General features: G+C 43.1%; 23 protein-coding genes, 1 pseudogene and 1 riboswitch. Of the genes and pseudogenes, 12 read left to right on the top strand and 12 right to left on the bottom strand.

What is annotated here, in order from left to right; genetic code table 11:
* Nucleotides 1-2: 2 nt before the first annotated feature.
* The 5 genes and pseudogenes from rng to ACU6U9_RS14695 form a co-directional block, all read right to left on the bottom strand.
* A pseudogene (gene rng / locus ACU6U9_RS14675) lies at nucleotides 3-1,479 on the bottom strand (ribonuclease G).
* Nucleotides 1,480-1,542: 63 nt separating this feature from the next.
* Complete coding sequence (locus tag ACU6U9_RS14680; protein WP_446735763.1) at nucleotides 1,543-2,127, bottom strand: Maf family protein; 585 nt, start codon at nucleotides 2,125-2,127, stop codon at nucleotides 1,543-1,545.
* 1 nt (nucleotide 2,128) lies between these two features.
* On the bottom strand, nucleotides 2,129-2,599 hold the full coding sequence (gene mreD / locus ACU6U9_RS14685) for a rod shape-determining protein MreD (protein ID WP_446735764.1): 471 nt from the start codon (nucleotides 2,597-2,599) through the stop codon (nucleotides 2,129-2,131).
* Nucleotides 2,596-3,477: a rod shape-determining protein MreC gene (mreC, locus tag ACU6U9_RS14690; protein ID WP_446735885.1), complete on the bottom strand. Its 882-nt coding sequence runs from the start codon at nucleotides 3,475-3,477 to the stop codon at nucleotides 2,596-2,598. The genes mreD and mreC overlap by 4 nt, the downstream gene beginning before the upstream one ends.
* A 127-nt stretch (nucleotides 3,478-3,604) precedes the next feature.
* Nucleotides 3,605-4,645, bottom strand: coding sequence for a rod shape-determining protein (locus ACU6U9_RS14695; protein ID WP_446735765.1), 1,041 nt, complete (start codon nucleotides 4,643-4,645; stop codon nucleotides 3,605-3,607).
* A gap of 144 nt (nucleotides 4,646-4,789) precedes the next feature.
* On the opposite strand from ACU6U9_RS14695, the gene gatC reads away from it, so the two are divergent.
* Genes gatC through gatB form a run of 3 tightly spaced genes read left to right on the top strand, consistent with a single transcriptional unit; the run spans nucleotide 4,790 to nucleotide 8,019 of the window.
* Nucleotides 4,790-5,077, top strand: a complete 288-nt coding sequence (gene gatC, locus ACU6U9_RS14700) for an Asp-tRNA(Asn)/Glu-tRNA(Gln) amidotransferase subunit GatC (RefSeq protein WP_446735766.1) — start codon at nucleotides 4,790-4,792, stop codon at nucleotides 5,075-5,077.
* A 12-nt stretch (nucleotides 5,078-5,089) separates the two neighbouring features.
* Nucleotides 5,090-6,553 carry an Asp-tRNA(Asn)/Glu-tRNA(Gln) amidotransferase subunit GatA gene (gene gatA, locus ACU6U9_RS14705; RefSeq protein ID WP_446735886.1) on the top strand — a complete coding sequence of 488 codons (1,464 nt, stop codon included), beginning with the start codon at nucleotides 5,090-5,092 and terminating at the stop codon, nucleotides 6,551-6,553.
* Nucleotides 6,554-6,564: 11 nt separating this feature from the next.
* Nucleotides 6,565-8,019, top strand: a complete 1,455-nt coding sequence (gene gatB, locus ACU6U9_RS14710; protein ID WP_446735767.1) for an Asp-tRNA(Asn)/Glu-tRNA(Gln) amidotransferase subunit GatB — start codon at nucleotides 6,565-6,567, stop codon at nucleotides 8,017-8,019.
* A 187-nt stretch (nucleotides 8,020-8,206) separates the two neighbouring features.
* Here the strand turns inward: gatB and ACU6U9_RS14715 are convergent, their stop codons facing one another.
* The 3 genes from ACU6U9_RS14715 to ACU6U9_RS14725 all read right to left on the bottom strand — a co-directional run bounded on the left by ACU6U9_RS14715 (nucleotide 8,207) and on the right by ACU6U9_RS14725 (nucleotide 14,380).
* On the bottom strand, nucleotides 8,207-10,426 hold the full coding sequence (locus tag ACU6U9_RS14715; protein WP_446735768.1) for a 7TM diverse intracellular signaling domain-containing protein: 2,220 nt from the start codon (nucleotides 10,424-10,426) through the stop codon (nucleotides 8,207-8,209).
* A gap of 695 nt (nucleotides 10,427-11,121) precedes the next feature.
* A complete protein-coding gene (locus ACU6U9_RS14720; protein WP_446735769.1) occupies nucleotides 11,122-12,843 on the bottom strand; it encodes a protein kinase domain-containing protein in 1,722 nt (573 codons plus the stop codon).
* A gap of 61 nt (nucleotides 12,844-12,904) precedes the next feature.
* Nucleotides 12,905-14,380 (bottom strand): NarK family nitrate/nitrite MFS transporter, encoded by a 1,476-nt coding sequence (locus ACU6U9_RS14725; protein ID WP_446735770.1) that lies wholly within the window; start codon nucleotides 14,378-14,380, stop codon nucleotides 12,905-12,907.
* A 313-nt stretch (nucleotides 14,381-14,693) separates the two neighbouring features.
* Here ACU6U9_RS14725 and ACU6U9_RS14730 point away from each other — a divergent pair, with 313 nt between their 5' ends.
* The 8 genes from ACU6U9_RS14730 to moaE all read left to right on the top strand — a co-directional run bounded on the left by ACU6U9_RS14730 (nucleotide 14,694) and on the right by moaE (nucleotide 21,017).
* Entirely contained in the window at nucleotides 14,694-15,974 is a 1,281-nt protein-coding gene (locus tag ACU6U9_RS14730) for an MFS transporter (protein WP_446735771.1), read from the top strand.
* A gap of 143 nt (nucleotides 15,975-16,117) precedes the next feature.
* Nucleotides 16,118-17,290 (top strand): hypothetical protein, encoded by a 1,173-nt coding sequence (locus tag ACU6U9_RS14735; protein ID WP_446735772.1) that lies wholly within the window; start codon nucleotides 16,118-16,120, stop codon nucleotides 17,288-17,290.
* A gap of 214 nt (nucleotides 17,291-17,504) precedes the next feature.
* A riboswitch (molybdenum cofactor riboswitch) is annotated at nucleotides 17,505-17,630 on the top strand.
* Complete coding sequence (gene moaA, locus ACU6U9_RS14740) at nucleotides 17,623-18,666, top strand: GTP 3',8-cyclase MoaA (RefSeq protein ID WP_446735773.1); 1,044 nt, start codon at nucleotides 17,623-17,625, stop codon at nucleotides 18,664-18,666. (Overlaps the previous riboswitch by 8 nt.)
* 1 nt (nucleotide 18,667) lies before the next feature.
* A complete protein-coding gene (mobA, locus tag ACU6U9_RS14745; RefSeq protein WP_446735774.1) occupies nucleotides 18,668-19,246 on the top strand; it encodes a molybdenum cofactor guanylyltransferase in 579 nt (192 codons plus the stop codon).
* 20 nt (nucleotides 19,247-19,266) lie between these two features.
* Nucleotides 19,267-19,812: a molybdenum cofactor biosynthesis protein B gene (gene moaB / locus ACU6U9_RS14750; RefSeq protein WP_446735775.1), complete on the top strand. Its 546-nt coding sequence runs from the start codon at nucleotides 19,267-19,269 to the stop codon at nucleotides 19,810-19,812.
* A 2-nt stretch (nucleotides 19,813-19,814) separates the two neighbouring features.
* Entirely contained in the window at nucleotides 19,815-20,309 is a 495-nt protein-coding gene (moaC, locus tag ACU6U9_RS14755) for a cyclic pyranopterin monophosphate synthase MoaC (protein WP_446735776.1), read from the top strand.
* Complete coding sequence (locus ACU6U9_RS14760) at nucleotides 20,306-20,554, top strand: MoaD/ThiS family protein (RefSeq protein ID WP_446735777.1); 249 nt, start codon at nucleotides 20,306-20,308, stop codon at nucleotides 20,552-20,554. The genes moaC and ACU6U9_RS14760 overlap by 4 nt, the downstream gene beginning before the upstream one ends.
* 1 nt (nucleotide 20,555) lies before the next feature.
* On the top strand, nucleotides 20,556-21,017 hold the full coding sequence (gene moaE, locus ACU6U9_RS14765; RefSeq protein WP_446735778.1) for a molybdopterin synthase catalytic subunit MoaE: 462 nt from the start codon (nucleotides 20,556-20,558) through the stop codon (nucleotides 21,015-21,017).
* An 86-nt stretch (nucleotides 21,018-21,103) separates the two neighbouring features.
* On the opposite strand, the gene moeA is transcribed toward moaE, so the two are convergent.
* Together moeA and narL are read right to left on the bottom strand one after the other, a co-directional pair.
* Entirely contained in the window at nucleotides 21,104-22,339 is a 1,236-nt protein-coding gene (moeA, locus tag ACU6U9_RS14770; protein WP_446735779.1) for a molybdopterin molybdotransferase MoeA, read from the bottom strand.
* Nucleotides 22,340-22,355: 16 nt separating this feature from the next.
* Nucleotides 22,356-23,006 (bottom strand): two-component system response regulator NarL, encoded by a 651-nt coding sequence (gene narL, locus ACU6U9_RS14775; RefSeq protein ID WP_446735780.1) that lies wholly within the window; start codon nucleotides 23,004-23,006, stop codon nucleotides 22,356-22,358.
* Between the two features lie 346 nt (nucleotides 23,007-23,352).
* Here narL and ACU6U9_RS14780 point away from each other — a divergent pair, with 346 nt between their 5' ends.
* Nucleotides 23,353-25,011: an MFS transporter gene (locus ACU6U9_RS14780; RefSeq protein WP_446735781.1), complete on the top strand. Its 1,659-nt coding sequence runs from the start codon at nucleotides 23,353-23,355 to the stop codon at nucleotides 25,009-25,011.
* Between the two features lie 106 nt (nucleotides 25,012-25,117).
* Here the strand turns inward: ACU6U9_RS14780 and ACU6U9_RS14785 are convergent, their stop codons facing one another.
* A complete protein-coding gene (locus ACU6U9_RS14785; protein WP_446735782.1) occupies nucleotides 25,118-25,666 on the bottom strand; it encodes a GNAT family N-acetyltransferase in 549 nt (182 codons plus the stop codon).
* A 139-nt stretch (nucleotides 25,667-25,805) separates the two neighbouring features.
* Nucleotides 25,806-26,750, bottom strand: a complete 945-nt coding sequence (gene rho / locus ACU6U9_RS14790) for a transcription termination factor Rho (protein WP_446735783.1) — start codon at nucleotides 26,748-26,750, stop codon at nucleotides 25,806-25,808.
* Between the last annotated feature and the right edge of the window lie 107 nt (nucleotides 26,751-26,857).

The following is a 26,857-nucleotide window of genomic DNA, read 5'->3' on the forward strand; positions in this document are numbered from 1 at the left end:
GATTATTGCAAGATCAAATCGTACTGCTCTTGGCTGTACATGGGGTCTACTTGCAATTTGATGGTTTTATTAATGAAATTTTCTAAGTCAGCCACACTTTGACTTTCTTCATCAAGTAACAAATCAATCACATGCTGCGATGCCAATACTAGATAAGAAGATGCATCGTATGCTCGTACTTCTCTTAATAGTTCACGGAAAATTTCATAACAAACCGTTTCAGCCGTTTTAATTTCACCACGTCCTTCGCAATGAGGGCATGGCTCACATAACATTTGCCCTAAGCTTTCGCGGGTGCGTTTACGCGTCATCTCGACTAAGCCAAGTTCAGATACTTGAGATATTTTCGTTTTTGCATGATCCTTCTCTAGCACTTTTTCAAGCATGCGTAATACTTGGCGCTGATGCTCTGGATCTTCCATGTCGATAAAATCAAGAATAATAATACCGCCAAGGTTACGCAAGCGAAGTTGACGGCCAATCACGGTTGCCGCTTCAAGATTGGTTTTAAATATGGTTTCTTCTAAATTGCGGTGACCTACAAAGCCGCCGGTATTTACATCCACCGTCGTCATGGCTTCGGTTTGGTCGATAATTAAATAGCCACCGGATTTAAGCTGAACTTTGCGCTCAAGGGCTTTTTGAATTTCATCTTCTACGCCGTATAAATCAAATATTGGGCGCTCACCTGGGTAGTACTCAAGTTTATCTGTCACCTCAGGTACAAATGATTCAGAGAACACCTGCGCTTTTTGAAAGTTTTCACGGGAATCAATTAAGACTTTATCAATCTCTGGACGAATGAAGTCCCTAAATGTGCGTAAATGCAACGGTAATTCTTCATAAATAATACCCGGTGCTACCACGGTTTTAATGCGTTCTTGTACTTTATTCCAAACACGCTGCAAATAACGTGTATCTAATAAGATTTCACACTTCGCCCGCACCGTCTGCGGCGGTGCGTAAAATAAAACCACATTCATCGTTTAAGCCTTCGGCTTCCATACAGCTTTGCACTAAGTCGCGTAAACGTTCACGTTCACTTTCGTCCTCTATACGCTGGCTAATGCCCACGTGATGGGTGTGAGGCATAAACACAAGGTAGCGCGATGGAATCGATAAGTGAGTAGTTAAACGAGCACCCTTAGTCCCGATTGGATCTTTGGTGACTTGCACTACAAGGTCTTGCCCTTCGTGCAGTAAGCTGGTGATCGCATCAGGCTGACGACGAGCTGACTCGCTGTCTTTAACCGGGCCTTGTACATCCGCGGCATGAATAAACGCCGCTCGTTCTAGCCCCACTTCAACAAATGCCGCCTGCATACCCGGCAACACACGAACCACCTTGCCAATATAAATATTGCCAACAATGCCACGGCGATTACTGCGTTCAATATTAACTTCTTGCAGCACGCCATTTTCCACAACCCCCATACGGGTTTCTGTGGGAGTCACATTTAATAATATTTCCGTATTCATGATTAGACTGCTGTTAAGGGTCGATTGCTCGACACGTTAAATTAAATTCTGGTTAAAAAGCCGTTACGCGCACCAAACCGGTACGTTGTATTGCTTTAATAGTTCAGCGGTTTCCATTAGGGGCAGCCCGACTACATTGCTATAACTGCCCACGATACCCGATACAAATACCGCCGCTTTACCTTGAATACCGTAAGAGCCGGCTTTATCCATCGGCTCACCTGTGGCTACATAGTGTGAAATTTGCTCAGGTGTTAATTCTGCAAAGCTCACATCGGTACTCACTACCTGACTTGTGAGCGTTAGTTTTTCAGATACTTTTTTAGCCATTGCGATGGCAGTTAATACTTGATGATTACGCCCCGATAAACGAGCCAACATGGCTTTTGCTTCAGCGGTTGATAATGGTTTGCTTAAAATTTCACCATCTAACACGACGCACGTATCTGAACCCAGTACCGCAAGGTCCGTCGTTTTAGTGCCTTGCGCCGCCTTTTCTCGCGCTAAGCGCTCTACATATTCGCTGGGTTTTTCACCCGCTAAAACTGATTCATCAATATCTTGAGCCGCACATATAAAATTGACACCAATCTGCTCTAGCAGTTCACGTCGGCGTGGTGACGCAGATGCTAGTAATAAGTCAGCCATTCTAATGCCTAAAGTACTGGCGAACAGCCAACAAGAGGTTATACCAAAGTGGCCAAATCAACGCGCTGCCAACAGATGGCCATAATAAAGCCGTTTTACCTTGGCCAATGACCACGGATTCTGTCCAAAAACGCACTAACAAAAACAACCCTATAAGAATAAACACCAAAAAGCTTTGCTGTATCGGGTTATACAGGCGCATACGAGAATGCAGTAATAACACAAGATACGCCATAATACTCAAGGCCATTGCATTCTGGCCAAGCAAGCTGCCATGTAATACATCTAACAAAATACCCATGCTAAAAGCTAAAAAAATACCCGCTTTCGATGGGCTTACCAATACCCAAAAAATAACCGTCATGGCCACCCATTCAGGGCGGATATAGTCAATTAACCGTGGCATCGGGAAAACAGCCAGTGCTAGAGCAAAGAAAAATGTGGGAAGAATCACCCCGTAAGCGCGCATCATGGTTGCACCTCCAGCTCAGGCTCTAATTGCATTTGCGGCTCAGGCTCAGGCAATTCACTGTCTTTTGAGAAAACAAGCAACACATAACGGGATCGGTCTAACTGAGCAGAAGGTCGTGCTGACACAATGGCAAAGGGCTCTCCAGGATCGTGAGCGACTTTTGTGATGGTCGCAACCGGATAACCACGTGGATAGCGAGAACCTAAGCCAGAGCTTACTAATAAGTCCCCTTCTTTGATGTCGGCGGTGTCCGGTACATAAATCAACGCTAGCTCATCTAATTGACCAGAACCCACTGCAATCGCGCGTATACCATTGCGATTAACTAATACCGGAATTGCATGGTTACTGTCTGCCAGCAATAAAACACGACTGGTAAAGGGCAGCACTTCGATCACTTGCCCCATTAATCCTTGCCCATCTAGAATAGGTTGGCCAACAAACACACCGTGTTTTTCACCTTTGTTAATAATGATGTGATGCGTATAAGGGTCAGGATCAACGCCGATCAGCTCAGCCACTTGAACTTTATCGTCGAGTAACTCGGAGGCATTTAATAAATCACGTAGGCGGTTATTTTCTGAGCGCAATGACACCATCTGCTGTACTTTTTGTTTAAGCACTAAGGATTCATTACGTAAGCGATCATTTTCTTCTTGTAAGCTTGCACGGCTCACAGCGGATTTTTCAGCCCATACTCCAAGCTGGCCGGGGATACCTGACACCCATTGCACGGGGGTAACAAAATACCCTAATAAACTGCGTACATGCTGCATGGGTTCTAAATATTTATCAGCAGACATCAACGCGGCAGAGATTAATAACGCCATGACAAAACGAGAGTTAACGGCTTGTCCTGAACTGAAAATACCCTTAATGGTGTGCTCCTTAAGACTTCATTAGTTATTAGAAATCGTCTCATCGAGCTGTACGTACAAAATGCGTAACCCTTGCGGATCACGCATTTTCGACAGGATTTGACCGACAACTAAAGCCTAGAACGAATTAGTATTCGCTAGACAATAAATCAAGTTGTTGATCTGTCATGGTTTCAAGTGCACGACCGCCACCACGCGCAACACATGTTAACGGATCATCGGCCACGATAACCGGCAGACCTGTTTCTTCACTTAGTAATTTATCAAGGTCACGCAACATTGCGCCACCACCTGTTAGCACTAAACCGCGTTCAGCGATATCAGATGCTAATTCTGGTGGGCATTGCTCAAGCGCGCTTTTCACTGCTTGTACGATAGCCGCTAGAGATTCTTGTAGTGCTTCTAGTATTTCATTGCTGTTTAGTGTGAACGAACGTGGAATACCTTCAGCAAGGTTACGACCGCGAACATCAATCTCACGCACTTCACCACCAGGGTAAGCCGTACCGATTTCTTGTTTAATGCGCTCAGCGGTGGCTTCACCAATTAATGAACCATAATTACGACGCACGTACGTCACAATCGATTCATCAAACTTATCACCGCCCACTTTTACAGATTCACTGTAAACCACGCCGTTTAAGGAAATAATCGCGATTTCAGTCGTACCACCACCGATATCCACAACCATAGAGCCGCTTGCTTCTTCAACCGGCAAGCCAGCACCAATCGCCGCAGCCATTGGTTCTTCAATTAAATAAACTTTACGTGCGCCAGCACCAATACAGGATTCACGAATCGCTTTACGCTCTACTTGCGTCGATTTACACGGCACACACACCAATACGCGAGGGCTTGGTGTAAAAAAGCTGTCTTCGTGGACTCTTTTGATAAAATGTTGCAACATTTTTTCAGTCACTTGAAAGTCAGCGATAACACCGTCTTTTAATGGACGGATAGCTTGAATATTACCCGGTGTACGACCCAGCATACGCTTTGCGTCATGGCCAACGGCTGCTACTGTTTTTTGATTGCCCTGACTACGTACGGCTACAACTGAAGGCTCGTTTAACGTGATACCTTTCTCGCGTTCGTAGATAAGAGTGTTTGCTGTTCCAAGGTCGATTGCAAGGTCGCTTGAGAACATACCTCTGAGTTTTTTAAACATCCAGTATTTCCAATGTAACGTAGAGACTATTATTTTGCTGCTTAGACTATCAACGGCGGGCTTTTTGGGCAAGGCACAAATGTGTTAAGTTACGCCCCTTTCACATACTTTATATTCACAGCCCAAAAAGGCAGAGAAAATACTATGGCGCTTGAACGTTCAGATGTCACCAATATTGCGGATTTAGCCCGCTTAGCCATCGCCGAAGACAATATCGGCCAATATCAAGAAGAACTAAGCAGCATATTAGCTTTAGTTGAACAAATGAATGCCGTCAATACTGACGGTGTCCAACCTTTGGCGCACCCGACGGACGCTGTGCAGCGTTTACGTGCAGATGTCGTGACCGAAGAGAACCACAGAGAAAAATACATGGCCAATGCTCCCGCGCAAGAAAACGGCCTATTTTTAGTACCTAAAGTTGTAGAGTAATTGATCATGGCCTTGCATAACTTAACCCTTACCCAGATCTCTAAAGGTCTTGAAGCCGGTGATTTCACCAGTGTCGAAATTACTCAACACTTTTTAAATCGCATAAAACAATTCGACCAAGGTGAAAACGGCATCAATAGTTTTATCACCGTCATGGAAGAAAGCGCCCTTGCCGATGCCAAAGTCGCTGACGAACGTCGTGCGGCAGGTAACGCCACCGCGTGGACCGGTGTCCCTTTTGCACACAAAGATATTTTTTGCACCGACGGCACATTAACCACATGTGGCTCAAAAATGCTTAGCAACTTTGTGCCACCTTATGATGCAACCGTGGTTGAAAACATGAAGCGCGAAGGTGCAGTGTGTTTAGGTAAAACCAACATGGACGAATTCGCCATGGGCTCATCAAACGAATCATCTTACTTTGGTGCCGTTAAAAACCCTTGGAACTTTGACACCATCCCTGGTGGTTCATCTGGTGGCTCAGCTGCGGCCGTTGCGGCACGCTTAGTACCTGCCGCAACAGGTACCGATACAGGCGGCTCGATTCGCCAACCATCTGCACTTTGTGGACTAACCGGTTTAAAACCAACCTACGGGCGCTGCTCGCGCTGGGGCATGATTGCTTATGCATCATCACTAGACCAAGCAGGCCCAATGGCACGCACCGCAGAAGACGCCGCCATGATGCTAAACGTGATGGCCAGCTTTGATACCAAAGACAGTACAAGTATTGAGCAAGACGTACCCGATTACACCGCTACGCTAAACGATGACATTGCGGGCAAAGTAATTGGTTTACCAAAAGAGTTTTTCCCTGAAAGCTTAAATGGCGACATGAAGCAAGCCATGATGAACGCCATTGCTGAGTTCGAAAAACTCGGCTGTACAGTGAAAGAAATCTCTCTGCCAAGTACTGACCTTGCGATTCCGGCTTACTACGTTGTCGCCCCTGCTGAATGCTCCGCTAACTTATCCCGTATGGATGGCGTACGTTTCGGTTACCGCTGTGAAGACGCAAAAGACGTTGAAGACTTATACAAACGCTCACGTGGTGAAGGCTTTGGTGACGAAGTGAAGCGTCGTATTATGATCGGCACCTATGCATTATCAACGGGATTTTATGATGCCTACTATGTAAAGGCTCAACAAATTCGTCGCTTAATTAAAAACGATTTTGTAAAAGCATTTAACGAAGTGGATTTCATTATGGGGCCAGTAACACCGTCGCCAGCATTTAAAGCGGGCGAAAAGTCCGGTGACCCAGTTGAAATGTACATGGAAGATAAATTTACACTTTCGTGTAACTTGGCAGGTTTGCCTGGCATGTCGATTCCAGCGGGTTTAGTTAACGGTTTACCCGTTGGTTTACAAATCATGGGGGACTACTGGAGTGAAGCAGCCATGTTAAACGCCGCACACAAATTCCAGCAAGCCACCGATTTTCATCACGCAGCACCTCAAGGTATCGAATAAGGAATTCTATTATGGAATGGGAAGTAGTTATCGGCCTTGAGATTCACGCTCAGTTGGCCACAAAATCAAAAATCTTTTCCGGTTCAAGTACTGCGTTCGGTGCTGAGCCAAATACACAAGCGTCATTGCTTGATTTAGGATTACCGGGTGTATTACCGGTATTTAACGCAGAAGCCTTAGCCATGGCCGTTAAGCTAGGCTGCGCGATCGATGCCGAAATTGGCAAAGTCTCGGTATTCGATCGTAAAAATTATTTTTATCCCGATTCACCAAAAGGCTACCAAACCACGCAATTGCATCACCCGATTGTTGGTATGGGCCACATTGAAATCGACATGGAAGATGGCACCAGCCGTCGCATTAATGTGACACGTGCGCACCTTGAAGAAGATGCGGGTAAATCGCTGCATGAAGATTTTAGTGGCCAATCCGGCATTGACTTAAATCGTGCAGGCACACCTTTGGTCGAGATCGTATCAGAACCTGAAATGCGCAGCGCCAAAGAAGCCGTTGCTTACTTCAAAAAAATGCACAGCATCGTGACCTATTTAGGTATTTGTGATGGCGACCTTTCTCAAGGTTCTATGCGCTGTGACTGTAACGTATCACTTCGCCCTAAAGGCCAAGAAGAATTCGGCACACGTACTGAAATTAAAAACGTGAATAGTTTCCGTTTTGTTGAGCAAGCCATTAACGTCGAGATCGAACGTCAACGGGACATTCTTGAAGATGGCGGCACCATCACACAAGAAACGCGTTTGTTTGATGCAAACAAAATGGAAACCCGTTCTATGCGTTCAAAGGAAGTGGCTAATGATTACCGCTACTTCCCGTGCCCAGACTTGCTGCCGATTGTCATTGATGATGACTACATTGAAGCCATTCGTAAAACGCTACCAGAACTGCCAGACCAGAAAAAACAGCGTTTAATGTCAGAGCAAGGTTTGAGTGAATACGATGCAGGTGTGCTAACCGCATCACGTGAACTCGCTGACTACTTCGAGCAAGTGGCTGAAAAATGTAGCGACTACAAATTAGCCGCAAACTGGGTTATGGGTGAGTTATCCGCCGCGTTAAACAAAAACGAAGTGGATATCAAAGACAGTCCAGTCACGGCTGATCAACTGGGCGCCATGATTGCGCGCATCAAAGATGACACCATTTCAGGTAAAGGCGCAAAAGATGTATTTGCCGCACTGTGGGATAAAAAAGGTGACAATGTTGATGCACTAATCGATTCACTGGGCTTAAAACAAGTCAGTGATACTGGTGCAATTGAAGCCATTGTTGATGACGTGATTGCCAATAGCCCGAAACAGGTTGAGCAATATGTCAATGCTGAGCCAGACAAGCGCGGTAAAATGGTTGGCTTCTTTGTGGGCCAAGTCATGAAAGCATCTAAAGGTTCTGCAAACCCTGGTATGGTAAATAAAGTACTTAAAGAGAAACTTGACGCTAAATGTTAATTTGACTCCTTCATTTTAACACCCTGCACGTCGTAAAAAAGCCGTTTACTTCCATGAAGTAAACGGCTTTTTTATAACAGTATAAACCTTGATAAGTTTACATAGCACTTGGCATCATCATGTACACGACAAGCATATTTTGCTCATCCAATTTATCATTACATTGCAAATTCAAACCACCTCATGATCACGACGCTAATAGTTTATTAAACAACGATAACTGCTTATTAAGCATCTGTTTGTCTTCGTTATCTAATGAGCAATTTTCTAATACATAGTTAGCGGTACGATTTACGGTCTCCCACCTTGGATTTTTAGGTAAGGTTTGTAGCGATAAGTATTTATCTAGAGTCCGGGTTTTGGCTGTGCTCCCATCCATGTACACGCGCCACAGGCGACTGTTTTCTGCTAAATCGGTTTTGCTTTTACCACTGTATTTCTGCCATATGGCTATGCAATCCCTTATTAATTGTACCGTCACATCGCGTACATTTTGATTAGCATGTATCACAACTGAATTGGAATTATGAGCACGCTGAACTTTTAGCAGTAACTCTTCAGGTAATATTGGCGATACCACATAATCGATAATGCCCATTCGAATGCATTCTGCTAGCTGTGCTTTGTGATAACGATCAACCACTAATATAATCGGCGTCGCGCCATGTTCGTTGCGAATACGTTTTATATCTTCAAAAATATACGCGTCCCAATTTAAAATCTGCCATATAATTAATTTAGGCCGGTACTTAACAACATTTGCTTTTACAACCTTAGCTTTAACCAAGTAAAAATAGTCTTGTAAGGCGCTAGTGATCATACCGGACACATCATCATTAAATAAAATCGGTTCAGCTAGATCATTGCCATAACACTCAACTTTAGTTTGATCACTATTCGTATTAATCGGTTCATCTTGAGTATAAGAGCACAAAGCAAAACTCATACTCGTGGTATTTGATAATCGCTTGATATTTAACTTGGCACCCATTTCGTTAAGCGCATAATAAACAGCGTTCATTTCATCATTAATCATCTCTTGATTATGAATCACTTTATTTAAAATGAATTCAAATTTAACGCTCTGCTTATCACAGCGAATACACAAGCTAATATCAATACCATCACGATCAGCCATACGTGCTAATATCAAAACAATGTCTTGTAGTTGATCTTGGTTATACGATAAGGCAACCGTGTCATCATCGACATATATTGATAGCCCAAGTGCCTCAAAATGAAGCTGCATAGACGCGGCCCAGTCGCTTAATATAAAGACCTTACTGTCTTCAGGCTGTGAATATTTATGTTTTAAATAATCAGCACTGCGATCAATGCTTGCCTTCACATATGTCAGCAATCTCGATTCACGTTTGCGATGTAGCCATAACATATACAACTGAAACGCCACAAAAAAGACCAATCCAAATTGCGCCAACGGCCGAGACTGAATATAAAGCTGGGTATATAAATAATCATGCAATACTAAAAACGTCCACCCGATAAAACTAATCACAAACAGCAAGACAAACGGTGCTTTTTGTTTCATTAGCAACCCCAGCATAATCAGTATATATACAACCGTGATGATTCCCATCAGCTGATTGACAAGCCCAAAATGGGTAAACACAAGAGCAGGTGTTACAAGTATTGCCGTGATCAAACCAAGTGATAATAGCGATATAAAATGAGGATAAATTTGATTTTTGATATCAAAGAAACGGTGAAAAAAATAGATGAACATGGGCAGAGCAATAAATAACAATATGTGTTCGAGTCTTTGCCAGTTTTCCCAACTGATAAACGAGATGAAGTCGTAGGCAATGCGTTCTCCCACCATGATACTGCGTAGCGCAATGGCCCAAACAAATAATGCGAAGAAAATATGGCTAACATGACCATGACGAGACATATTCCTGACCAATAAATATATCGATACCAGCATTAAAAAACTAAAGATCATGGCATCCAATAATTTACTTTGATCACGTAATGCATGTCGGTGCCTCTCATCTGCAATCAACAGGTTATGCCACACCCCGCCTTCTTTATGATGAAAATTACTCACATGCAAAATTAAGTCATATTGTTCAGCTGGCGCCAGCGCCAATACATCAGGGCCAAACTTGGGCTCCTCGGTTTGCGCATCGTTTGATACGACACCACGCTGAAAACGCACCTCACCATTTATCCATAAACTCATGGCGCTTGGCGCATCAGGAACACGTAAATAATAAGATTGTTTTGTTGGCATATTTAAACGCAACCGCAATGTGGCAAAACCTTGTGGCGCGTATGTACCTTGTTTGTGCCACAACCCTGGTAGTAATAAACCATCACGCATGGGGGCATTGATGTCGATATGCAACGATTGCCAGTCAAACGCCCACAAACCATCGAGGGCCACAGGCCCCTTGTCGTAAATCGTCCGTTGATATATATTTTTCAGGTAAAGAAAAACAGATAATTGGGATCATCCACCCCAACACAAAAATCACTAACTTCATGGCATTTATCATTATTTTTTTATTCATACTACGCATTCTGCAGGCTTGTCTATACGCCCAAATACGCCTTCATTTTAAAAAAACAGGTCAATTTATTTTAACCTTTTTCGCCCTCTTTTTTCATGGATCAATAGCCAGCCCCCCCTTTATTAGTCCGATGGAAAAATGCTATTTGGTAATCTAAATCAAACGCATCATTGTATTGGGTTTCGGTCTCTTTAAACATATTTTGTAATGCTTTATTGCACGCTCTGAAAACAAACAAAAACACCAATGTGAATGGTGCTGCATAAAATACCCATGGGGGCGGCGAGATATTCAGAGCCAAGAAGGCGATGTATTATTTAATATGAAGGTATTCAAACGCTTCCTGGTAAAGCACAAAATTTAATTAACGACTTACCCTGCATGCAAGGGCTTGTCGATATTGTGCGCATCAACCCAAGCAGTATTAAAAGCCTCGCTTGGCTCACACTATCCAACTATAACATCAAAAGCAAAGCCCCCATTTTTATTGACGGTTGCTGCAATGGTTATTGGCATAAAATTGAGGGCATGGCATGTATTAAGTCATCAAGCCCAAGCCAATCAAAATTTAACGTGAAAACATAATCACCATTAAAAACAACATAACCACCCAAAATACCGACATCATTTGCCAAAACAATAAAGGGCTTTTGGTGTATTCCACTTTTGGGTCGTCACGAAGAAATTCAGGGTTCGGCTGTTTTAAATCCTTAATAAAGTCACGAATAGTACGATAGCGCTCTTGCAGCTCAAACTTCACACTTTTTTCTAACGCACGATCAAACCAAATGGGGATAATTGAATTATATTTATTGGCCGGTTTATAGCGTAAGCGGTCATAATAAAGCGGATTTGAACACTCTTCTATCGAGTCACCGTAAGGCAAGCGATGTGTAAATAATTCATAAGCAATCGTACCCAATGAATACAAATCACCTTGCACACCTGGGTTTCGTCCTTGTAAATAAATGGGGTCTGCGTAGCTTGCCGTACCCAGCGCGCCATCATGCTGAATCGGACTAAACATTTCTGCAATACCTGCTACATAGACCGAACCATAATCAACAATTTTAATTTTATTATCTTTATTAATCATAATATTCGATGGACGTAAATCTTGATGCACGCTGTCGTTTTGATGAAACGCACGCAAACCCTGCGCTATTTGCTCAATGATATTCATTGACGTCGTTGGGCCTGCCGTTGGATTCTCTTTCATCCACTGGCTTAGGGTTGTGCCGTCGACTAACTCTAACAAATAATATAAGAAGTGCTTTTCACGATTAATGGCGACAACATCCACCACATAAGGACTGCGAATACGCTTACCTACCCATTCTTCTTGAATAAAACGATCAATATAATGGTTGTCTTCTTCAAAATTAATAGACGGCGTTTTCATAACCATGGCTTTGCCCGATGCCATATCGTTTACTTCATATAATTGGCTACGACTGCTGGCATATATCTCTCTAATCACTTGAAAACCATCAATCTTCATACCGGGCTCAAGCTGTGGCGGAAACGGTAAGCGGGTTAAGCGGGCATTAAAGTCGTCAATATTCTCTTGCTGAAGTGTTTCAATGTCGACCACAACCGCGCTGATATTGTCATCGCTTTTTTTGTTGAGTGCTAAGTCACACAGTGTTTGTGATTTATTATCAGCGGTATCATCACTGGCCAATATATTCTTAATTTCGTCATGCACTAAAAAATCATGAATACCATCACTGGTGCATAAAAAAATATCGGACGGTTCAATGGACAGTGAAAAGTAATCAATATGGATTTGAGTATCCATACCCACTGCACGTGACAGCACTGCCTGAGACTTGCTAATAAAGACACTATGATCTTGGGTGAGTTGTTTAAGCTCGCCTTTACGGTAAAGATACACGCGGCTATCACCCACATGAAAAACATGGGCGGTACGCGATTTAATAACCACACCACTAAAAGTACATAGGTAGCCCTTACCTTCAACGCGATAAGCATCACTTAAACGGTACAGCTTTAAGTTAATTGCCGATAAAATTTGCTTACCTGCGTGTTCGACGGTCCAAGTATCCGGTGTTTTATAATAATCCTCTACGAATTGTTTAACGCTTAATTCACTGGCTTGCTTGCCCGCCTCTGCCGTACTCACACCATCAGCAACCAGTGCACAAATGCCTTTATGAATCAGCTGATGTGCATCACTTGGAAAACAATAATTAACGGAATCCTCATTGATCGACTTAACACCTTGCGATGTGCGCTGTGCGATATGAATATTTGTTTCTGTCATCATAGCTCCAAACAAGAAAGGCCCAATGAATACCATTGAGCCTTTCTTTTCACGTTATTGGCGATTAACCCACATCAATCAATTGTACATTACCATCTTCGTCAACTTCGGCAATGTGGCCTTTAGGCTCATCTAAAAACATCGCGGCAAAAAAGATCACCGCGGCCGAACCCGCAATAATTAAAAAAAAGGTACTGTAATCCACAAAACTTAAAGCCGTTAAATAAATCACCGCGCCCACATTGCCATACGCACCTGCCATACCGGCAATTTGCCCGGTTAAACGACGCTTAACCAGCGGTACAATCGCGAACACGGCGCCTTCACCGGCTTGCACAAAGAAGCTACAGCACATGGTGGCAATCACGGCTAGCGGAATCCACCATTCACCGTCTATTTGGCTCAACACTAAATAGCCCACGGTTAAACCACCAATCAAAATCATTAAACTACTACGACGGCCAACGTTATCCGATAACCAACCGCCTGTTGGACGTGCAACCAAGTTCATAAAAGCAAAACCCGATGCAAGCAAACCCGCTTTAACAGGGTCTAACCCTTCGAACGTATCCAAGAAGAATAATGGCAACATAGACACCACGGCCAACTCAGAGCCAAACGTTACAAAGTAAGATAAGTCGAGTATTGCTACCTGTTTGAAATTATATTTTTCAATCTCAGGCACACCTTGCTTTAAGTGTTCATGGTTAACGTGCCAAATAGAACGCGTTTGAATCACAAACAATAACGCAAGTACCGCCCATAAAACATACATGGTGGTTTCGCCAAACAAGTTCACGCCAGACGGTGATAACTTCCAAGACAATAACGCCAGCGCCAAGTACATAGGCACATTCATGAACAAGTAAAAATACAAGTCACGCATACTGGTGACTTCTAAGCCACCTGATTTTTTAGGTTTAAAGTAAGTAGAACCCTTTGGGGTATTGCGTGCTTTTGCGTAGTAAAACAATCCATAGAAAAAAGTTAAGCAACCTGTCAGCCCTAACGCATAGCGCCAGCCATCTTCACCGCCAAACATCAACGCAATAGTCGGCAGTGTCATGGCACCCGCGGCAGAACCAAAGTTACCCCAACCACCGTATATGCCTTCGGCCACACCCACTTGTTTTGCAGGGAACCATTCACCCACCATGCGAATACCAATCACAAAGCCCGCACCAACAAAACCCAGTAAAAAGCGGAATAACGCCAACTGCTCATAAGTTTGTGCCATCGCAAAGGCAAAACACAAAAAGGACGACGATACCAATAAGCTACTGTAAACAATGCGAGGGCCATATTTATCAACCAGTATGCCCACAATGATACGAGCCGGAATCGTCAGTGCAACGTTAAGAATAAGCAGCGCTTTAATCTGTTGTGTCGATAGATCAAAGGCTTCTTTGATAAATGCCAACATGGGTGCGTGACTAAACCACACAACAAATGACAAAAAGAAGGCGAACCAAGTGAGATGCAAGGTCCTTATTTTAGGGTCGCTAAACTTCAATAAATTTAGCTTTGAACTTTGATTCATAGAGACTCCTTAGCTCGTAGACGTACTTTAATTTAGCCTAGTCTCAAACTTTCCAGTAAAGAATACTTGATTCAAATCAATACATAGCAAGGCAGTACTCGCCCGTCAAAACTCATAATTTTGGAGATCATCATAAATAGGTAGAGCATAAAAGTAGCGGTAAGTGGGCGAAACCTAGCTTAAAAAGTAACATCTACTCACTAAGGGTTAGATCAACTAGCCAAACCCTATACCAAAAAATCTTTAGGGATATTGCTTTCATCTCACCAATATGAGAATAAAATAACTATTACGCATTAGATAAGATTGCATCATGATGAAGAATGAAAATAAGCTCGCCCTGGCGGTTGCCACCATTGTATTTGCGGCTAACTTTTCGGTATGGACCCTTTACATCGTATTGGGCATTCACTTAGAACCGCTATTAGACTTGTCTGCAACACAATACGCTATTTTGGTTTCAAGCCCCATTATGACTGGTGCGCTATTACGCTGGCCTGCTGGTTTTTTATGTGAATATTTTTCAAGCCGAAATCTTTTTATTATTCAAATGATGCTCACCATCCCGCCACTTTTACTGCTTAATTATGCACAAAGCTTTAACGAATTTTTAATGGTCGGATTTCTTATTGGTATATCCGGTGTGTCATTTACCCTAGGCATCGAATACGTCAGCCAATGGTTTAATCGCAACCAACAAGGCATAGCCATGGGCATTTTTGGCGCCGGCAATGCAGGGGCGGCCATCACCTTGTTAATCGCGCCAATGTTAATTGATTATTTTGGTTTCAAATACATCGGCCCTATTTTTGCCCTTGGAATGATGTTCATCTTATTATTTTTTATTTTTCTTGCCCCCAGAAAACCCATGCAGCGCAAGGCCATCAAACAACCACTGACATTTTATTTATCACCCCTTAAAAAAATGACCGTGTGGCGATTCTCTCTGTATTATTATTTTGTCTTTGGTTCTTTTTTAGCACTGCTGCTGTGGCTGCCGTTGTATTATGTCAATGCGTATGGTCTTACCCCAAAAGAAGCCATGTCATGGACGTTAGTCTTTGCATTAAGCTCCAGTTTGGTGAGAGCACTTGGCGGCTGGTATGCCGATCAATATGGTGGTCGTACTGTTAATTGGTGGGTGTTTTGGATCTGTATTATTTGCTTGTTTTTTTTAAGCTACCCACCCACTACCATGGTGATTCATGGTGTTGAACGCGATGTACATTTAAACCTGAGCGTTAGCTTAAGTGTTTTTAATGTATTGATTGTTATCATTGGTTTAGCCCAAGGCTTTGGCCGAGCCTCTGTTTATAAAATGATTCACGACTACTACCCAGAACAAATGGGCAGCGTTGGAGGCACCGTTGCCATGTTGGGTGGCATTGGTGGTTTCACCCTTCCTGTAATATTTGGTGTGGGTGTGGACTTGTTGGGTGTATACAGTGCGAGTTTTATGTTGTTGTATGGCGTCGTCGCCGCCTGCATGATCACGATGTATTTTGCGTTTAAAGCCGATAAATACGAACGCAGAATGCAGTCGGCCTTAAAAAATGAATTTCTTAAAAAAATTCAAGACTCAACCTTAGATTAATAATAATTCTACGCCCTACCTATTTTGACCATGACATATTCAAAATAGGTAGGCATATAAAATATTGATTCGCATCAATTTATAATCGTTAAACCTACCTTAGTCTAGTTGTTAATAAACCTCACATGACATAGGAAGGCCCCATGAAAAAAACCTTATTATCCACTGCGATCTCCCTCATTGCGTTGAGCACGTCTTTTTCAGCAACCGCAAACGAAACCGAACAATTTTTATCGGATACTAAAGTAAATGTTGATTTTCGCTATCGCGTAGAGTCCGTTGACCAAGATGATGCCGCTAACAATGACAACGCCCTTGCCAATACACTGCGTTCTCGTGCAACCCTTGAGACAGGCTCACTATATGGTTTTTCTGCATTAATTGAAGGCGATAATGTATTGCACATTACCGACGATTTTAACGATGGAGAAAATGGCCACACTGAATACGATAAAGTCATTGATCAAGAAACCACGCAACTAAACCAAGTGTATTTACAATACACAGGTTTCAATAGCACAGTAAAACTAGGTAATCAACGCATTAATTTAGATAACCAACGTCATGTCGGCGGCGTTGCCTTTCGTCAAGACGAAGCCACATTTGATGCGATCTCCATCACCAACAACACGATTGATAACACCACCGTTTTTCTGGCTGTCGCCAACAACCTAAACAATATTAAAAATGAGAACATAGAAGAAGACATCACATTATTAAACGTAAAATACGCGGTTAACCCAGATGTGAGTGCCACCGGTTTTTATTATGATATTCAAGACCTAGGCGGCGTTGATGGCAATGACGCCACCACCATTGGTGTGCGCACACAAGCCAAGGTGTCCAGTATTAACCTAGAAGCCGAACTGGCACAGCAGGATCAATCCGCCGCAGATGCTAAGCCGTTTTATTACCACTTGTCTGCCGCCACTAAAGTGAGTGATATCACAGCAAAAGTGGGTTTTGAAGTATTAGCCAGTGATGATGGTAAAAGCGCATTTGCAACACCACTGGGCACCAATCATAAATTTTTAGGTTGGTCAGACACCTACCTTGCAGGCAACGGCGCCAATGGTATTCAAGACTTATATGCCGATGTAAGCACGACGGTGGCCGGTGTGAAATTATTAGGACAACTACACAGCTTTAGTTCAGATGAAGGCAGTGATGATTACGGCACCGAGTTTGGTTTCTTAGCCGCAAAAAGCATTAACAACTACGGCGTCAGCTTTAAGATCAGCCAGTTCAATGCCACTGATGAATCAGGACAAGTCGATGTCACAAAGATTTGGTTAACGGGTACGGCTAAGTTTTAACCCCTCAACAACAGCCTGCAGTTAAATAAAGTGAGCTTGCTTAAGGTATTTTACCCCAACCCTCGCCCAACCCTCGCCCAGCACTTTGCTGGGCATTTTTATATCTATCTTGTTAACGCAAAGCCGTCGCGCTATATCAAACTACCCACAAATAAGTATCACTTCTACCCCATGACTTGTATTCATTTCAGTTAGGTCATGCCATACACTGGCTGTAAGAATTATGCACCGAGCTTTTATCTCTAAGTAGCCTATAACGGTTATACGACATACAAGCCGATGGGTAGAAAGGGAAACCACTCTGCCTCCCGAATTGGAAAGGTGTCAGCAACATGACCGCTCAAGTACCCGTTAATACTATCTTTGCACGCCTGTCAGAACCGTCTGAACGGCCAGCAATGACACCACTCATTGATCAACACCAACGATCATTCACTTATTTACGTTTGTCTGTTACAGACGTGTGTAATTTCAGCTGCAATTATTGTTTACCCGATGGTTACCAATGTGACAATAAAGAAACGCCGTTAACCCTTGCAGAAATTCATACGTTGGTCAGCTTAATGGCGAAAAAAGGCATTAAAAAAGTCCGTATCACAGGAGGTGAGCCCAGTGTGCGTAAAGATATTGCCGCCATTATCAAAACCATTAAAGCCATTGACGGCATCGAAAAAGTCGCCATCACAACCAATGGCTATAAGCTTCCTCAGCACATTAAACAATGGGTCGATGCTGGTCTTGATGCCATTAACATCAGCATCGATAGCTTAGACCCAGCGCAATTTCAGCGCATCACTGGCCATGATCGTTTACACGAGGTCATGACCGGTTTAAACATGGCTTTGGCATTGGGAATAACACACGTAAAGGTTAATGCCGTTTTACTTAAAGACTATAATTTTGAAGAGTTTGATAACTTTTTAAACTGGATTAAAACCACGCCCATTTCATTACGCTTTATTGAACTCATGGAAACCGGCGACAACGCCGCGTATTTTGCACGCAACCATATATCAGGTAGCACCATTGAAAACCGCTTACGCGATAGCGGTTGGGTATTAAAAGAAAAACCATTATACGCAGGCCCAGCAAAAGAATTTTCGCACCCCAATTACCACGGCTCTATCGGTTTGATCATGCCTTACAGCACCGATTTTTGTGCAAGCTGTAATCGCTTACGCATTAGCTCACTGGGTAAATTGCATTTATGTTTATTTGGCGAACAAGGCCATGACGTGCGTCCATTATTAAAAACAGATTGTGAAAATCAACTCAGTGATCAACTGGATACATTAATGGGCACAAAAGAGAGCAGTCATTTTTTGAGCGAACATAAAACCGGTTCAACTCGTCACCTTGCAATGTTGGGAGGCTAATATGCAAATCATTGATGGCATATTGCTCGCAGGTGGACGCTCAAGTCGAATGGGACAAGATAAAGCCCTGCTGCGTCGTGATCATCGCGATATGTTTTTTTATATGATCGACACATTAGAGCCCCTACCGCTCAATACGATTTATATTAGTCGTAATCGCGATCAAATACGTTACCTGACGCGCTATCCCATGATTTGTGATTTACATGAAAAGCTTGGGCCATTAGGCGGTATTTATTCGGTGATGAAAAAAAGTAACAGCGATGGGTTTTTAATTGTGCCCGTCGACCTACCGCTAATTGAAACGCCCGATCTTAATCGCCTATTTAAAGTTGGGTGCGAGCAAAACAAACCTGTTTATTTTGAGCATCATTATTTACCTCTGTTTTTACCCAACACAGCCGATATTGAGCAATACCTGAAAAAAGTCATCAACGGCGATATTCAAACCCGCTCAATTAAAAATCTATGCCGCCGATTTGATGCCATTGCATTAACACCCAATGATGAAACACGGTTAAGCAATACCAATACGCCCGATCAATGGCGTGAAGCCGAATACGCAATTTCAATTATTTAAACGTTATATAGGACGTCACCATGGGTCACAATAAAACCGATATTTTCGTGCCTCTAAACTTAGCGGTACTCACTGTTTCTGATACTCGCAATGAAGCAACCGATACCAGTGGACAACTACTGGTCGAAAGCCTTGTTAACCAAGGCCACAACCTGAGTGACAAGCGCATTGTCATTGACGACATTTATAAAATTCGCGCTGCGGTGAGCCAATGGATTGCTGATGAATCTATTCAAGGCGTGCTTATTACTGGCGGCACCGGCTTTACCTCACGCGACAGTACACCAGAAGCGGTTACACCCTTATTTGATAAACACGTTGAAGGCTTTGGTGAACTATTCAGACAAATTAGTTTTCAACAAATTGGCACCAGTACCATACAAAGCCGCGCGATTGCAGGCTTAGCAAACGGCGTTATTATTTTTTGCATGCCAGGTTCAACCAATGCCTGTCGCACCGCTTGGAACGACATTATCCAATCACAACTTGATAGCCGCCAAGGGCCTTGTAATTTTGTCGCGCAATTGAAAAAAACAGAAATCGAAAACTGTAAGTCGAGACACTAGACATGGCTTTTACCCATATCAATGCAAATGGCGAAGCCAACATGGTGGATGTCAGTGAAAAACCCATGAGCACACGTGAGGCTCGCGCTGAGGCATATGTTCATATGCAACCACAGACCCTTGATAAAATTATGAAAGGCAACCATCACAAAGGGGATGTATTTTCTGTGGCGCGCATTGCAGGTATTCAAGCGGCAAAACAAACTAGCCAATTGATTCCACTTTGCCACCCATTAATGTTAAGTAAAGTCGCCGTTGTGTTTGAACCCATGCCGGACAATAGCACCGTTCGCATTGAAACGCTTTGTCGACTAACAGGCCAAACCGGTGTCGAAATGGAAGCCCTCACCGCAGCCAGTGTCACGGCACTTACATTATTTGATATGTGTAAAGCCGTTGATAAAACCATGTCGATTAAAGGCCTGCGTGTACTTGAAAAAGTGGGCGGGAAATCCGGTCATTATCAATATACTGCCTCAAAGGGGTTACAGTCATGATTAAAGTTTTGTTTTTTGGACAATTGCGCGAGCAATTAAAAACCAATGAATTAATACTGAGTAACGCACAGTCTTGCAGTGTCGATACGATCAAAAAAACGATTATTGCTTCTCATCCACACTGGGAAGAATATTTGTCTATTAACTCGCTACTGTCGAGCGTGAACCAAGAGCTAGTGCAAGACAATCATATTGTTGAACCACACAGTGAAGTGGCATTTTTCCCACCCGTAACGGGTGGTTAATGTGCTCAATTCTGATTTTATTAATGTGCAAGAAGCGGATTTTAATATTCAACATGAATATAAAATGATGCGTAATAACAATTCAAAAGACGGTGCCATTGTTTTTTTCACCGGGTTAGTGCGTGACTATAATCAAGGTAATCATGTAACAGGGTTATACCTAGATCATTACCCTAGCATGACGCAAACCGCATTGACGGGCATTGTAAGCCAAGCCAAAGCACGCTGGCCAGTTTCACAGGTTCGCTTGATACATCGAGTAGGACAACTCAACTTGGCGGATCAAATTGTATTTGTCGCTGTTAGTAGCCAGCATCGCGAAAGCGCTTTCGAAGCCTGCGCCTTTATTATGGATTATCTAAAAATTCAAGCGCCGTTCTGGAAAAAAGAAACCACACACCAAGGTGATACATGGGTAAGCGCAGTAGAAAAAGATACCCAAGCATTACAAAAATGGCAGTGATATTTTTAGGCATAAAAAAACCTTGGTAATACCTAAGTTACGTTTTAATTAACCGGTATTCACCAAGGTTTTTGTCTTTATTAATACTAGCTCAATAAACCATCAAACGGTTCAATCATAACCGTGTCACCTGCGTCTACATTGCCACTATCTTGTGGTAAAACAATGTAACAGTTAGCGTTGCTCATGGAGGTTAAAATTCCTGAACCTTGCGCACCCGTTGCTTGCACTTCAAGCTGCCCTGTCGCCGACACACTAAAATACCCACGCTGAAAATCCATACGTCCTGGGCGCTTACGCAATGTTTTTTGAGTAATGGCACTTAAGCGTAATGCTGGCTGGGCAACCTGCCCCGATATTTTACGCAGCATAGGCACCGCTAATTGATGCAACGTAACCAGCGCGCTCACAGGGTTACCGGGTAAGCCAATTACATAACTATTCGGCAAATGGCCAAATGCAAATGGCTTACCGGGTTTGATCGCCAGCTTCCAAAAATCAATGCGGCCTAATTCTTCAATAACGGTTTTGGTGTAGTCGGCCTCACCGACCGAAACACCGCCCGACGTGACCACCACATCGGCTTGTGCATCCGCTTGTAAAAAGGTATCACGTAAAACACTCATATCATCTGGCACAATGCCAAAATTAATCACCTTTGCACCAAAACGTTCAAGCAATGCCGTTACGGTGTAACCATTACTTTCATAAAACTGGCCGGGGTTCAATGTGCTGCCGGGTGTTTGTAGTTCATCCCCTGTGCTTATCACAGCCACCGTCACCACTTTAAAAACCGATACATTCGCCACGCCTAAACTGGCAAGTAACCCCACGTCAGAGGGCGTTAAACGTCGGCCTGTGGTTAACAGGGTTTGGCCTATGCGAATATCTTCACCTGCTCGTCGGATATTCTCGCCCGCTTTTGCTGCTTGCAAAATGGTAATGTTATCCCCTTCGCTTTGGGTGTTTTCTTGCATCACAACCGCATCACAGCCGTTTGGTATTTGCCCACCTGTCATGATACGCGCACACTGACCCGCTTGAATAAGCTGATCAATTGGGTGCCCCGCGAAAACTTTACCAACTTGTAATAACGTTTTGTGCGTCGCTAAATCATCACTGTGAATGGCATAGCCGTCCATTGCGCTGTTATCGGCCGAAGGGATACTCATATGGCTAATAATATCTTGAGCTAAGATGCGCCCACAGACGTTTTCTAATGACACCTGCTCAATTTTTTGCGTGACACTCACCTGTGATAGCAATTGGTCAAGCGCAACGTTAAACGGCGTTAAGCCAGGAGCACTGCAACAATCTGTCATAACTTACTTCTTTATTTTAAGAGTTGTGCGGTAATTCGCTAACAGCCCAAACGGCGGCTTCAACACGGCTACGAAGATTCATTTTTTTCAACACATGTTTAACATGTACTTTAACCGTGCTGTCACTGATTTCTAACTCGCGCGCAATTAACTTATTGCTCAAGCCCTTGGTGATCAGCTTTAAAATTTCTAACTCGCGAGCGGTTAAACTTTCGATCACATTGTTAGCGGGTTTTTCTGGTCGGCGCAAAGCACTGGCTAACACTTCAGCTAAACGATCGCTGATCACCATTTGCCCTAGAGCAGCTTGTCGAATTTTACGGATAATTTCTTCTGGGTCCATGTCTTTTAATAAAAAGCCATCTGCCCCATTGGTTATCGCCGCAACCACGTCTTCGTCGTGATCACTTACGGTTAACATGACAATACGTGCGGCAATGCCTTTTTCGCGCATGGCTTTTAATGTTTCAATGCCATCGAGACCCTGCATATTAAGATCTAAAATAATTAAATCAGGGTCGGCTTCATCGACCATGGCTAATGCCTCGGTCCCGCTACTGGCTTCAGCGATTAACTCAAGATCATCTTCAAGCTCAATAAGTTGACGCAGCCCTTTTCGTAATAAAGGATGGTCATCTACAATCATGATGGTGGCAATGTCGGTCATAAACGTTCTCTTTAATCTCTTTAGCCATACTGTTTCATAGCCATGAAACAATAAGATTGATGCACATCAAATAAGGGCTTTAAAAGTATTATCCTTTAATCCCTTCGCTTAGCAAGGGGAGTACTCACTAAGGGTTATCCTTCGGCTTATACCCCTACCTATAATAGATACAAACTCGCCTTTTTATAACTTAAATAGAAAATTTACTGGGTTTTATTAACGTCACCTTGATAAATAAATTTTAAATGTAGAATTCTTCTACCCACTCATAATTATTGCTGCTAATACAGCTAGGCATCATAGTGAAAGTGAAACATATTTCTTTTATTTCACTCAGGAGGTGACTATGTCAAACGCCTATCAAGATTCGCGGCCTAACCCAAAGGGGCAGCACTCAGGAGGGGGGGACATTCAAGACTGGAACCCAGAAGACAGTCAATTCTGGGACAGCACAGGCAAAAAAGTGGCTAACCGTAACCTGTGGATTTCGATCCCAAGTTTACTGTGTGGCTTTGCGGTCTGGTTGTACTGGGGCATCATCACAGTACAAATGCTTAACCTTGGTTTTCCCTTTGCTAAATCAGAACTTTTTACGTTAATGGCCATTGCCGGTTTAACTGGCGCAACATTACGTATACCGAGTAGTTTTTTTATTCGCCCATTTGGCGGGCGTAACGTTATTTTCTTCACCACCGCATTACTGATGATTCCCGCTGTTGGAACCGGTTTTGCGTTACAAGACATGAACACACCGCTATGGGTATTTCAACTATTGGCTCTGCTCTCTGGTTTAGGCGGCGGTAACTTTGCATCGTCTATGTCGAACATCAATTTTTTCTTTCCTAAAAACCAACAAGGTTTAGCGCTTGGGCTCAATGCAGGCTTAGGTAACTTTGGTGTGACCAGCATGCAAATTATTGTACCGTTATTTATGACGTTTGCTATTTTTGGTGGCGACCCGATGGTGTTAGAAAACACATCCGGCACTTTGATTGGTAAAATTCCTGCGGGCACAGATTCGTATATCCACAATGCTGGTTTTGTATGGTTACTGTTGTTAATCCCATTGGCGTTTGTCGGTTGGTTTGGCATGAACAACTTGCGCACACAAGATGTGAGCCCAAATATTCCAGGGCCTTTGACTGCCTTTGCGGGTATGACAGGCATGCTCACCATTGGTTTTGTCACCGCTATTTTGGGTTTGTGGTTATTACTGCCCGAAAGTGTTAATGGCTCAGGTTTTGGCGTACCAAAAGAAATTGTCTTATTAATTGTAATTGCTTCGACGGTTTTATTGCTTAAACAAATCCCTGGTCAAATTGGCCAATCACTTGACCGCCAATATAAAATATTTGGCAATAAACACACGTGGGTCATGAGCATTATTTACACCATGACCTTTGGCTCGTTTATTGGTTTTGCGGCGTCATTCCCGCTTTCAATAAAAGTGATCTTTGGTTACCAACACCTTATGGTAGATGGTGTTATGACACACAACACCATTAACGCGAACGGCCCTAGCGCACTAATGTACGCATGGATGGGCCCGTTCATTGGCGCATTGATTCGCCCTGTGGGTGGTTGGATTGCAGACAAAGTTGGCGGTGCATTAGTCACACAAATATGTGCGGCGGTTATGGTGGCAGCGGCACTGGGTGTTGCTTACTACATGCAAGCGGCTTATCAATCTGCCACACCTGAAGAATACTTCGTTGAGTTCTTCTTATTGTTCTTAGCCTTGTTTGCTGCCACCGGTATTGGTAACGGTTCTACTTTCCGCACCATCGCCATGGTATTCAACAAAGAACAAGCAGGCCCAGTATTGGGTTGGACCTCAGCCGTCGCCGCCTACGGTGCGTTCTACATTCCTAAAGTGTTAGGTGAGCAAATAAAAATGACAACGCCTGAGTACGCACTGGTTGGCTTTGCCGTGTTCTATGGCGTGTGTTTAGTGGTTAACTGGTTCTTCTACTTGCGTAAAAATGGTGAGTTCTACAATCCATAGTATGTGGGCTAGATAATGCATTATTTAACGTAAACAAAAAAACCGATTCATCGCTGAATCGGTTTTTTATACTTAGAAAAAACATCATTTGTTTATTAATAAGTGGTTACTCAACACCCTTATACTCCGGCTTCATTAAACCAAAGCATTTAAGATCATGAAATTGATCTTTCCAATAACCACTTTGACGCCGTATACCTTCTTCTTTAAAGCCTACGTTTGTTAATACTGCTTGCGATGCATGATTATCAGGCACGGTATCACCCTGTATACGATGAAGCGCACCACATGGTAGTGTGCCTCTTATAATGCAATGTACTGCTTCTGTGGCGTAGCCTTGCCCCCAGTATTTCGGCAGTAGATCATAACCCAGTACCGCGTTTTTCATTTTTGGGTTCCACGAATTAAATCCGCACGTGCCTATTAGCTGATTACTTTCTTTCAAGCGAATCGCCCAGCGAATGCCACTTTTTTCATCATATCGAAGATTAAATAAATCAATAATATCTGAAGCTTGATTACGTTCTTTAAACGCAACTAAATCATAATATTTAATCACCGCGTCATCACTAAACAAGTTAAAGATTGCGTCGGTATCATGATTCGTTAATTGTGTTAACTGTAACCGCGGTGTTTGTAGTTGGGGAAATGACATTCATATCATCCTTGATATAAAAATTGTTGGCACTGAGAATTAAATAACGTCTTTCATCCCAGTGCGCTGACCCGTTATTAACTTCAAATAATACCTAATTTTTTTTTACACGAGCACTATATTTAGTGTTTTTTAAACACTAACGATTCAAAAGCTCAGCATTGGTTGGGTAGGTTTCAAATAACTTAACCAATTGATTTACCCCCTCTGCTGGCTCAAGACTGGTAAGCTCTCGGCGTAACGTATTTATATTTTTGATATCTTTCGCATCTAAAAGACGTTCTTCACGGCGTGTGCTGCTTTTAGCAATATCCAGTGCAGGAAAAATACGTTGATTGGCAATGTCACGTGACAAAACAATTTCCATATTGCCAGTGCCCTTAAACTCTTCAAATATCACTTGATCCATACGACTACCCGTATCAACCAGTATTGTCGCAAGAATAGTAAGCGAGCCGCCATTCTCAATTTTTCTCGCGGCGCCAAATAACTTTCGTGGTATTTCCATGGCTCTGGCGTCAACGCCACCGGACATGGTGCGACCACTGCTGCGGCCCCCTGCATTATGTACCCGTGCAAGTCTTGTAAGCGAATCAATCACAATCATGACATCATGACCTTCACCCGCTTCTTTACGGGCGATATCGAGAAGGTTATCTGCTACACGTATGTGATGCGCATAGCTTTCATCTGAAGAAGACGCATGCACATCGGCTGGCACGCTGCGTTTAAAATCAGTGACTTCTTCAGGTCGCTCATCAATCAATAACGCATAAAGTTTTATGTCGGGGTAAGCTTTTCCCACCGCCTGACAGATATGTTTTAGGATTGTGCTTTTGCCAGAACCGGGTGGCGCAACAATCAAACCACGCTGGCCCATACCAATAGGGGTCAGTAGGTCAATGGCCCGTGCGCTGAACTGTTCAGAACCTGACTCTAAGCGAATGCACTCAAAAGGATTAATAGCCACGCCATTTGCAAAGCTTTTTAGTGGATCGTCCTGCGTGACGTCTTTCACTATTTTTTTGACAGGCTTGATGACGTTGGTTCTTTTTACCTTAAGAGTTAATGTTTTTCTTGTCATGGTATTTTTTAGCTCTAGGTGATTACATATTTTACGTGCTTACATTAACTAACCAAGTAAGACTCACGTCTGAAACAGTCATACTTAATCGATGCTTATTTTATTAC

Source organism: Pseudomonas sp. HK3 (assembly GCF_052920985.1).

Excerpts from the sequence above, each read along its gene's own strand:
- ACU6U9_RS14680 (WP_446735763.1), bottom strand. The coding sequence starts at position 2,127 with ATGGCTGACTTATTACTAGCATCTGCGTCACCACGCCGACGTGAACTG.
- mreD (WP_446735764.1), bottom strand. The coding sequence starts at position 2,599 with ATGATGCGCGCTTACGGGGTGATTCTTCCCACATTTTTCTTTGCTCTA.
- ACU6U9_RS14695 (WP_446735765.1), bottom strand. The coding sequence starts at position 4,645 with ATGTTTAAAAAACTCAGAGGTATGTTCTCAAGCGACCTTGCAATCGAC.
- gatC (WP_446735766.1), top strand. The coding sequence starts at position 4,790 with ATGGCGCTTGAACGTTCAGATGTCACCAATATTGCGGATTTAGCCCGC.
- gatB (WP_446735767.1), top strand. The coding sequence starts at position 6,565 with ATGGAATGGGAAGTAGTTATCGGCCTTGAGATTCACGCTCAGTTGGCC.
- ACU6U9_RS14720 (WP_446735769.1), bottom strand. The coding sequence starts at position 12,843 with ATGATGACAGAAACAAATATTCATATCGCACAGCGCACATCGCAAGGT.
- ACU6U9_RS14725 (WP_446735770.1), bottom strand. The coding sequence starts at position 14,380 with ATGAATCAAAGTTCAAAGCTAAATTTATTGAAGTTTAGCGACCCTAAA.
- ACU6U9_RS14730 (WP_446735771.1), top strand. The coding sequence starts at position 14,694 with ATGATGAAGAATGAAAATAAGCTCGCCCTGGCGGTTGCCACCATTGTA.
- ACU6U9_RS14735 (WP_446735772.1), top strand. The coding sequence starts at position 16,118 with ATGAAAAAAACCTTATTATCCACTGCGATCTCCCTCATTGCGTTGAGC.
- moaA (WP_446735773.1), top strand. The coding sequence starts at position 17,623 with ATGACCGCTCAAGTACCCGTTAATACTATCTTTGCACGCCTGTCAGAA.
- mobA (WP_446735774.1), top strand. The coding sequence starts at position 18,668 with ATGCAAATCATTGATGGCATATTGCTCGCAGGTGGACGCTCAAGTCGA.
- moaB (WP_446735775.1), top strand. The coding sequence starts at position 19,267 with ATGGGTCACAATAAAACCGATATTTTCGTGCCTCTAAACTTAGCGGTA.
- moaC (WP_446735776.1), top strand. The coding sequence starts at position 19,815 with ATGGCTTTTACCCATATCAATGCAAATGGCGAAGCCAACATGGTGGAT.
- ACU6U9_RS14760 (WP_446735777.1), top strand. The coding sequence starts at position 20,306 with ATGATTAAAGTTTTGTTTTTTGGACAATTGCGCGAGCAATTAAAAACC.
- moeA (WP_446735779.1), bottom strand. The coding sequence starts at position 22,339 with ATGACAGATTGTTGCAGTGCTCCTGGCTTAACGCCGTTTAACGTTGCG.
- narL (WP_446735780.1), bottom strand. The coding sequence starts at position 23,006 with ATGACCGACATTGCCACCATCATGATTGTAGATGACCATCCTTTATTA.
- ACU6U9_RS14780 (WP_446735781.1), top strand. The coding sequence starts at position 23,353 with ATGTCAAACGCCTATCAAGATTCGCGGCCTAACCCAAAGGGGCAGCAC.
- ACU6U9_RS14785 (WP_446735782.1), bottom strand. The coding sequence starts at position 25,666 with ATGTCATTTCCCCAACTACAAACACCGCGGTTACAGTTAACACAATTA.
- rho (WP_446735783.1), bottom strand. The coding sequence starts at position 26,750 with ATGACAAGAAAAACATTAACTCTTAAGGTAAAAAGAACCAACGTCATC.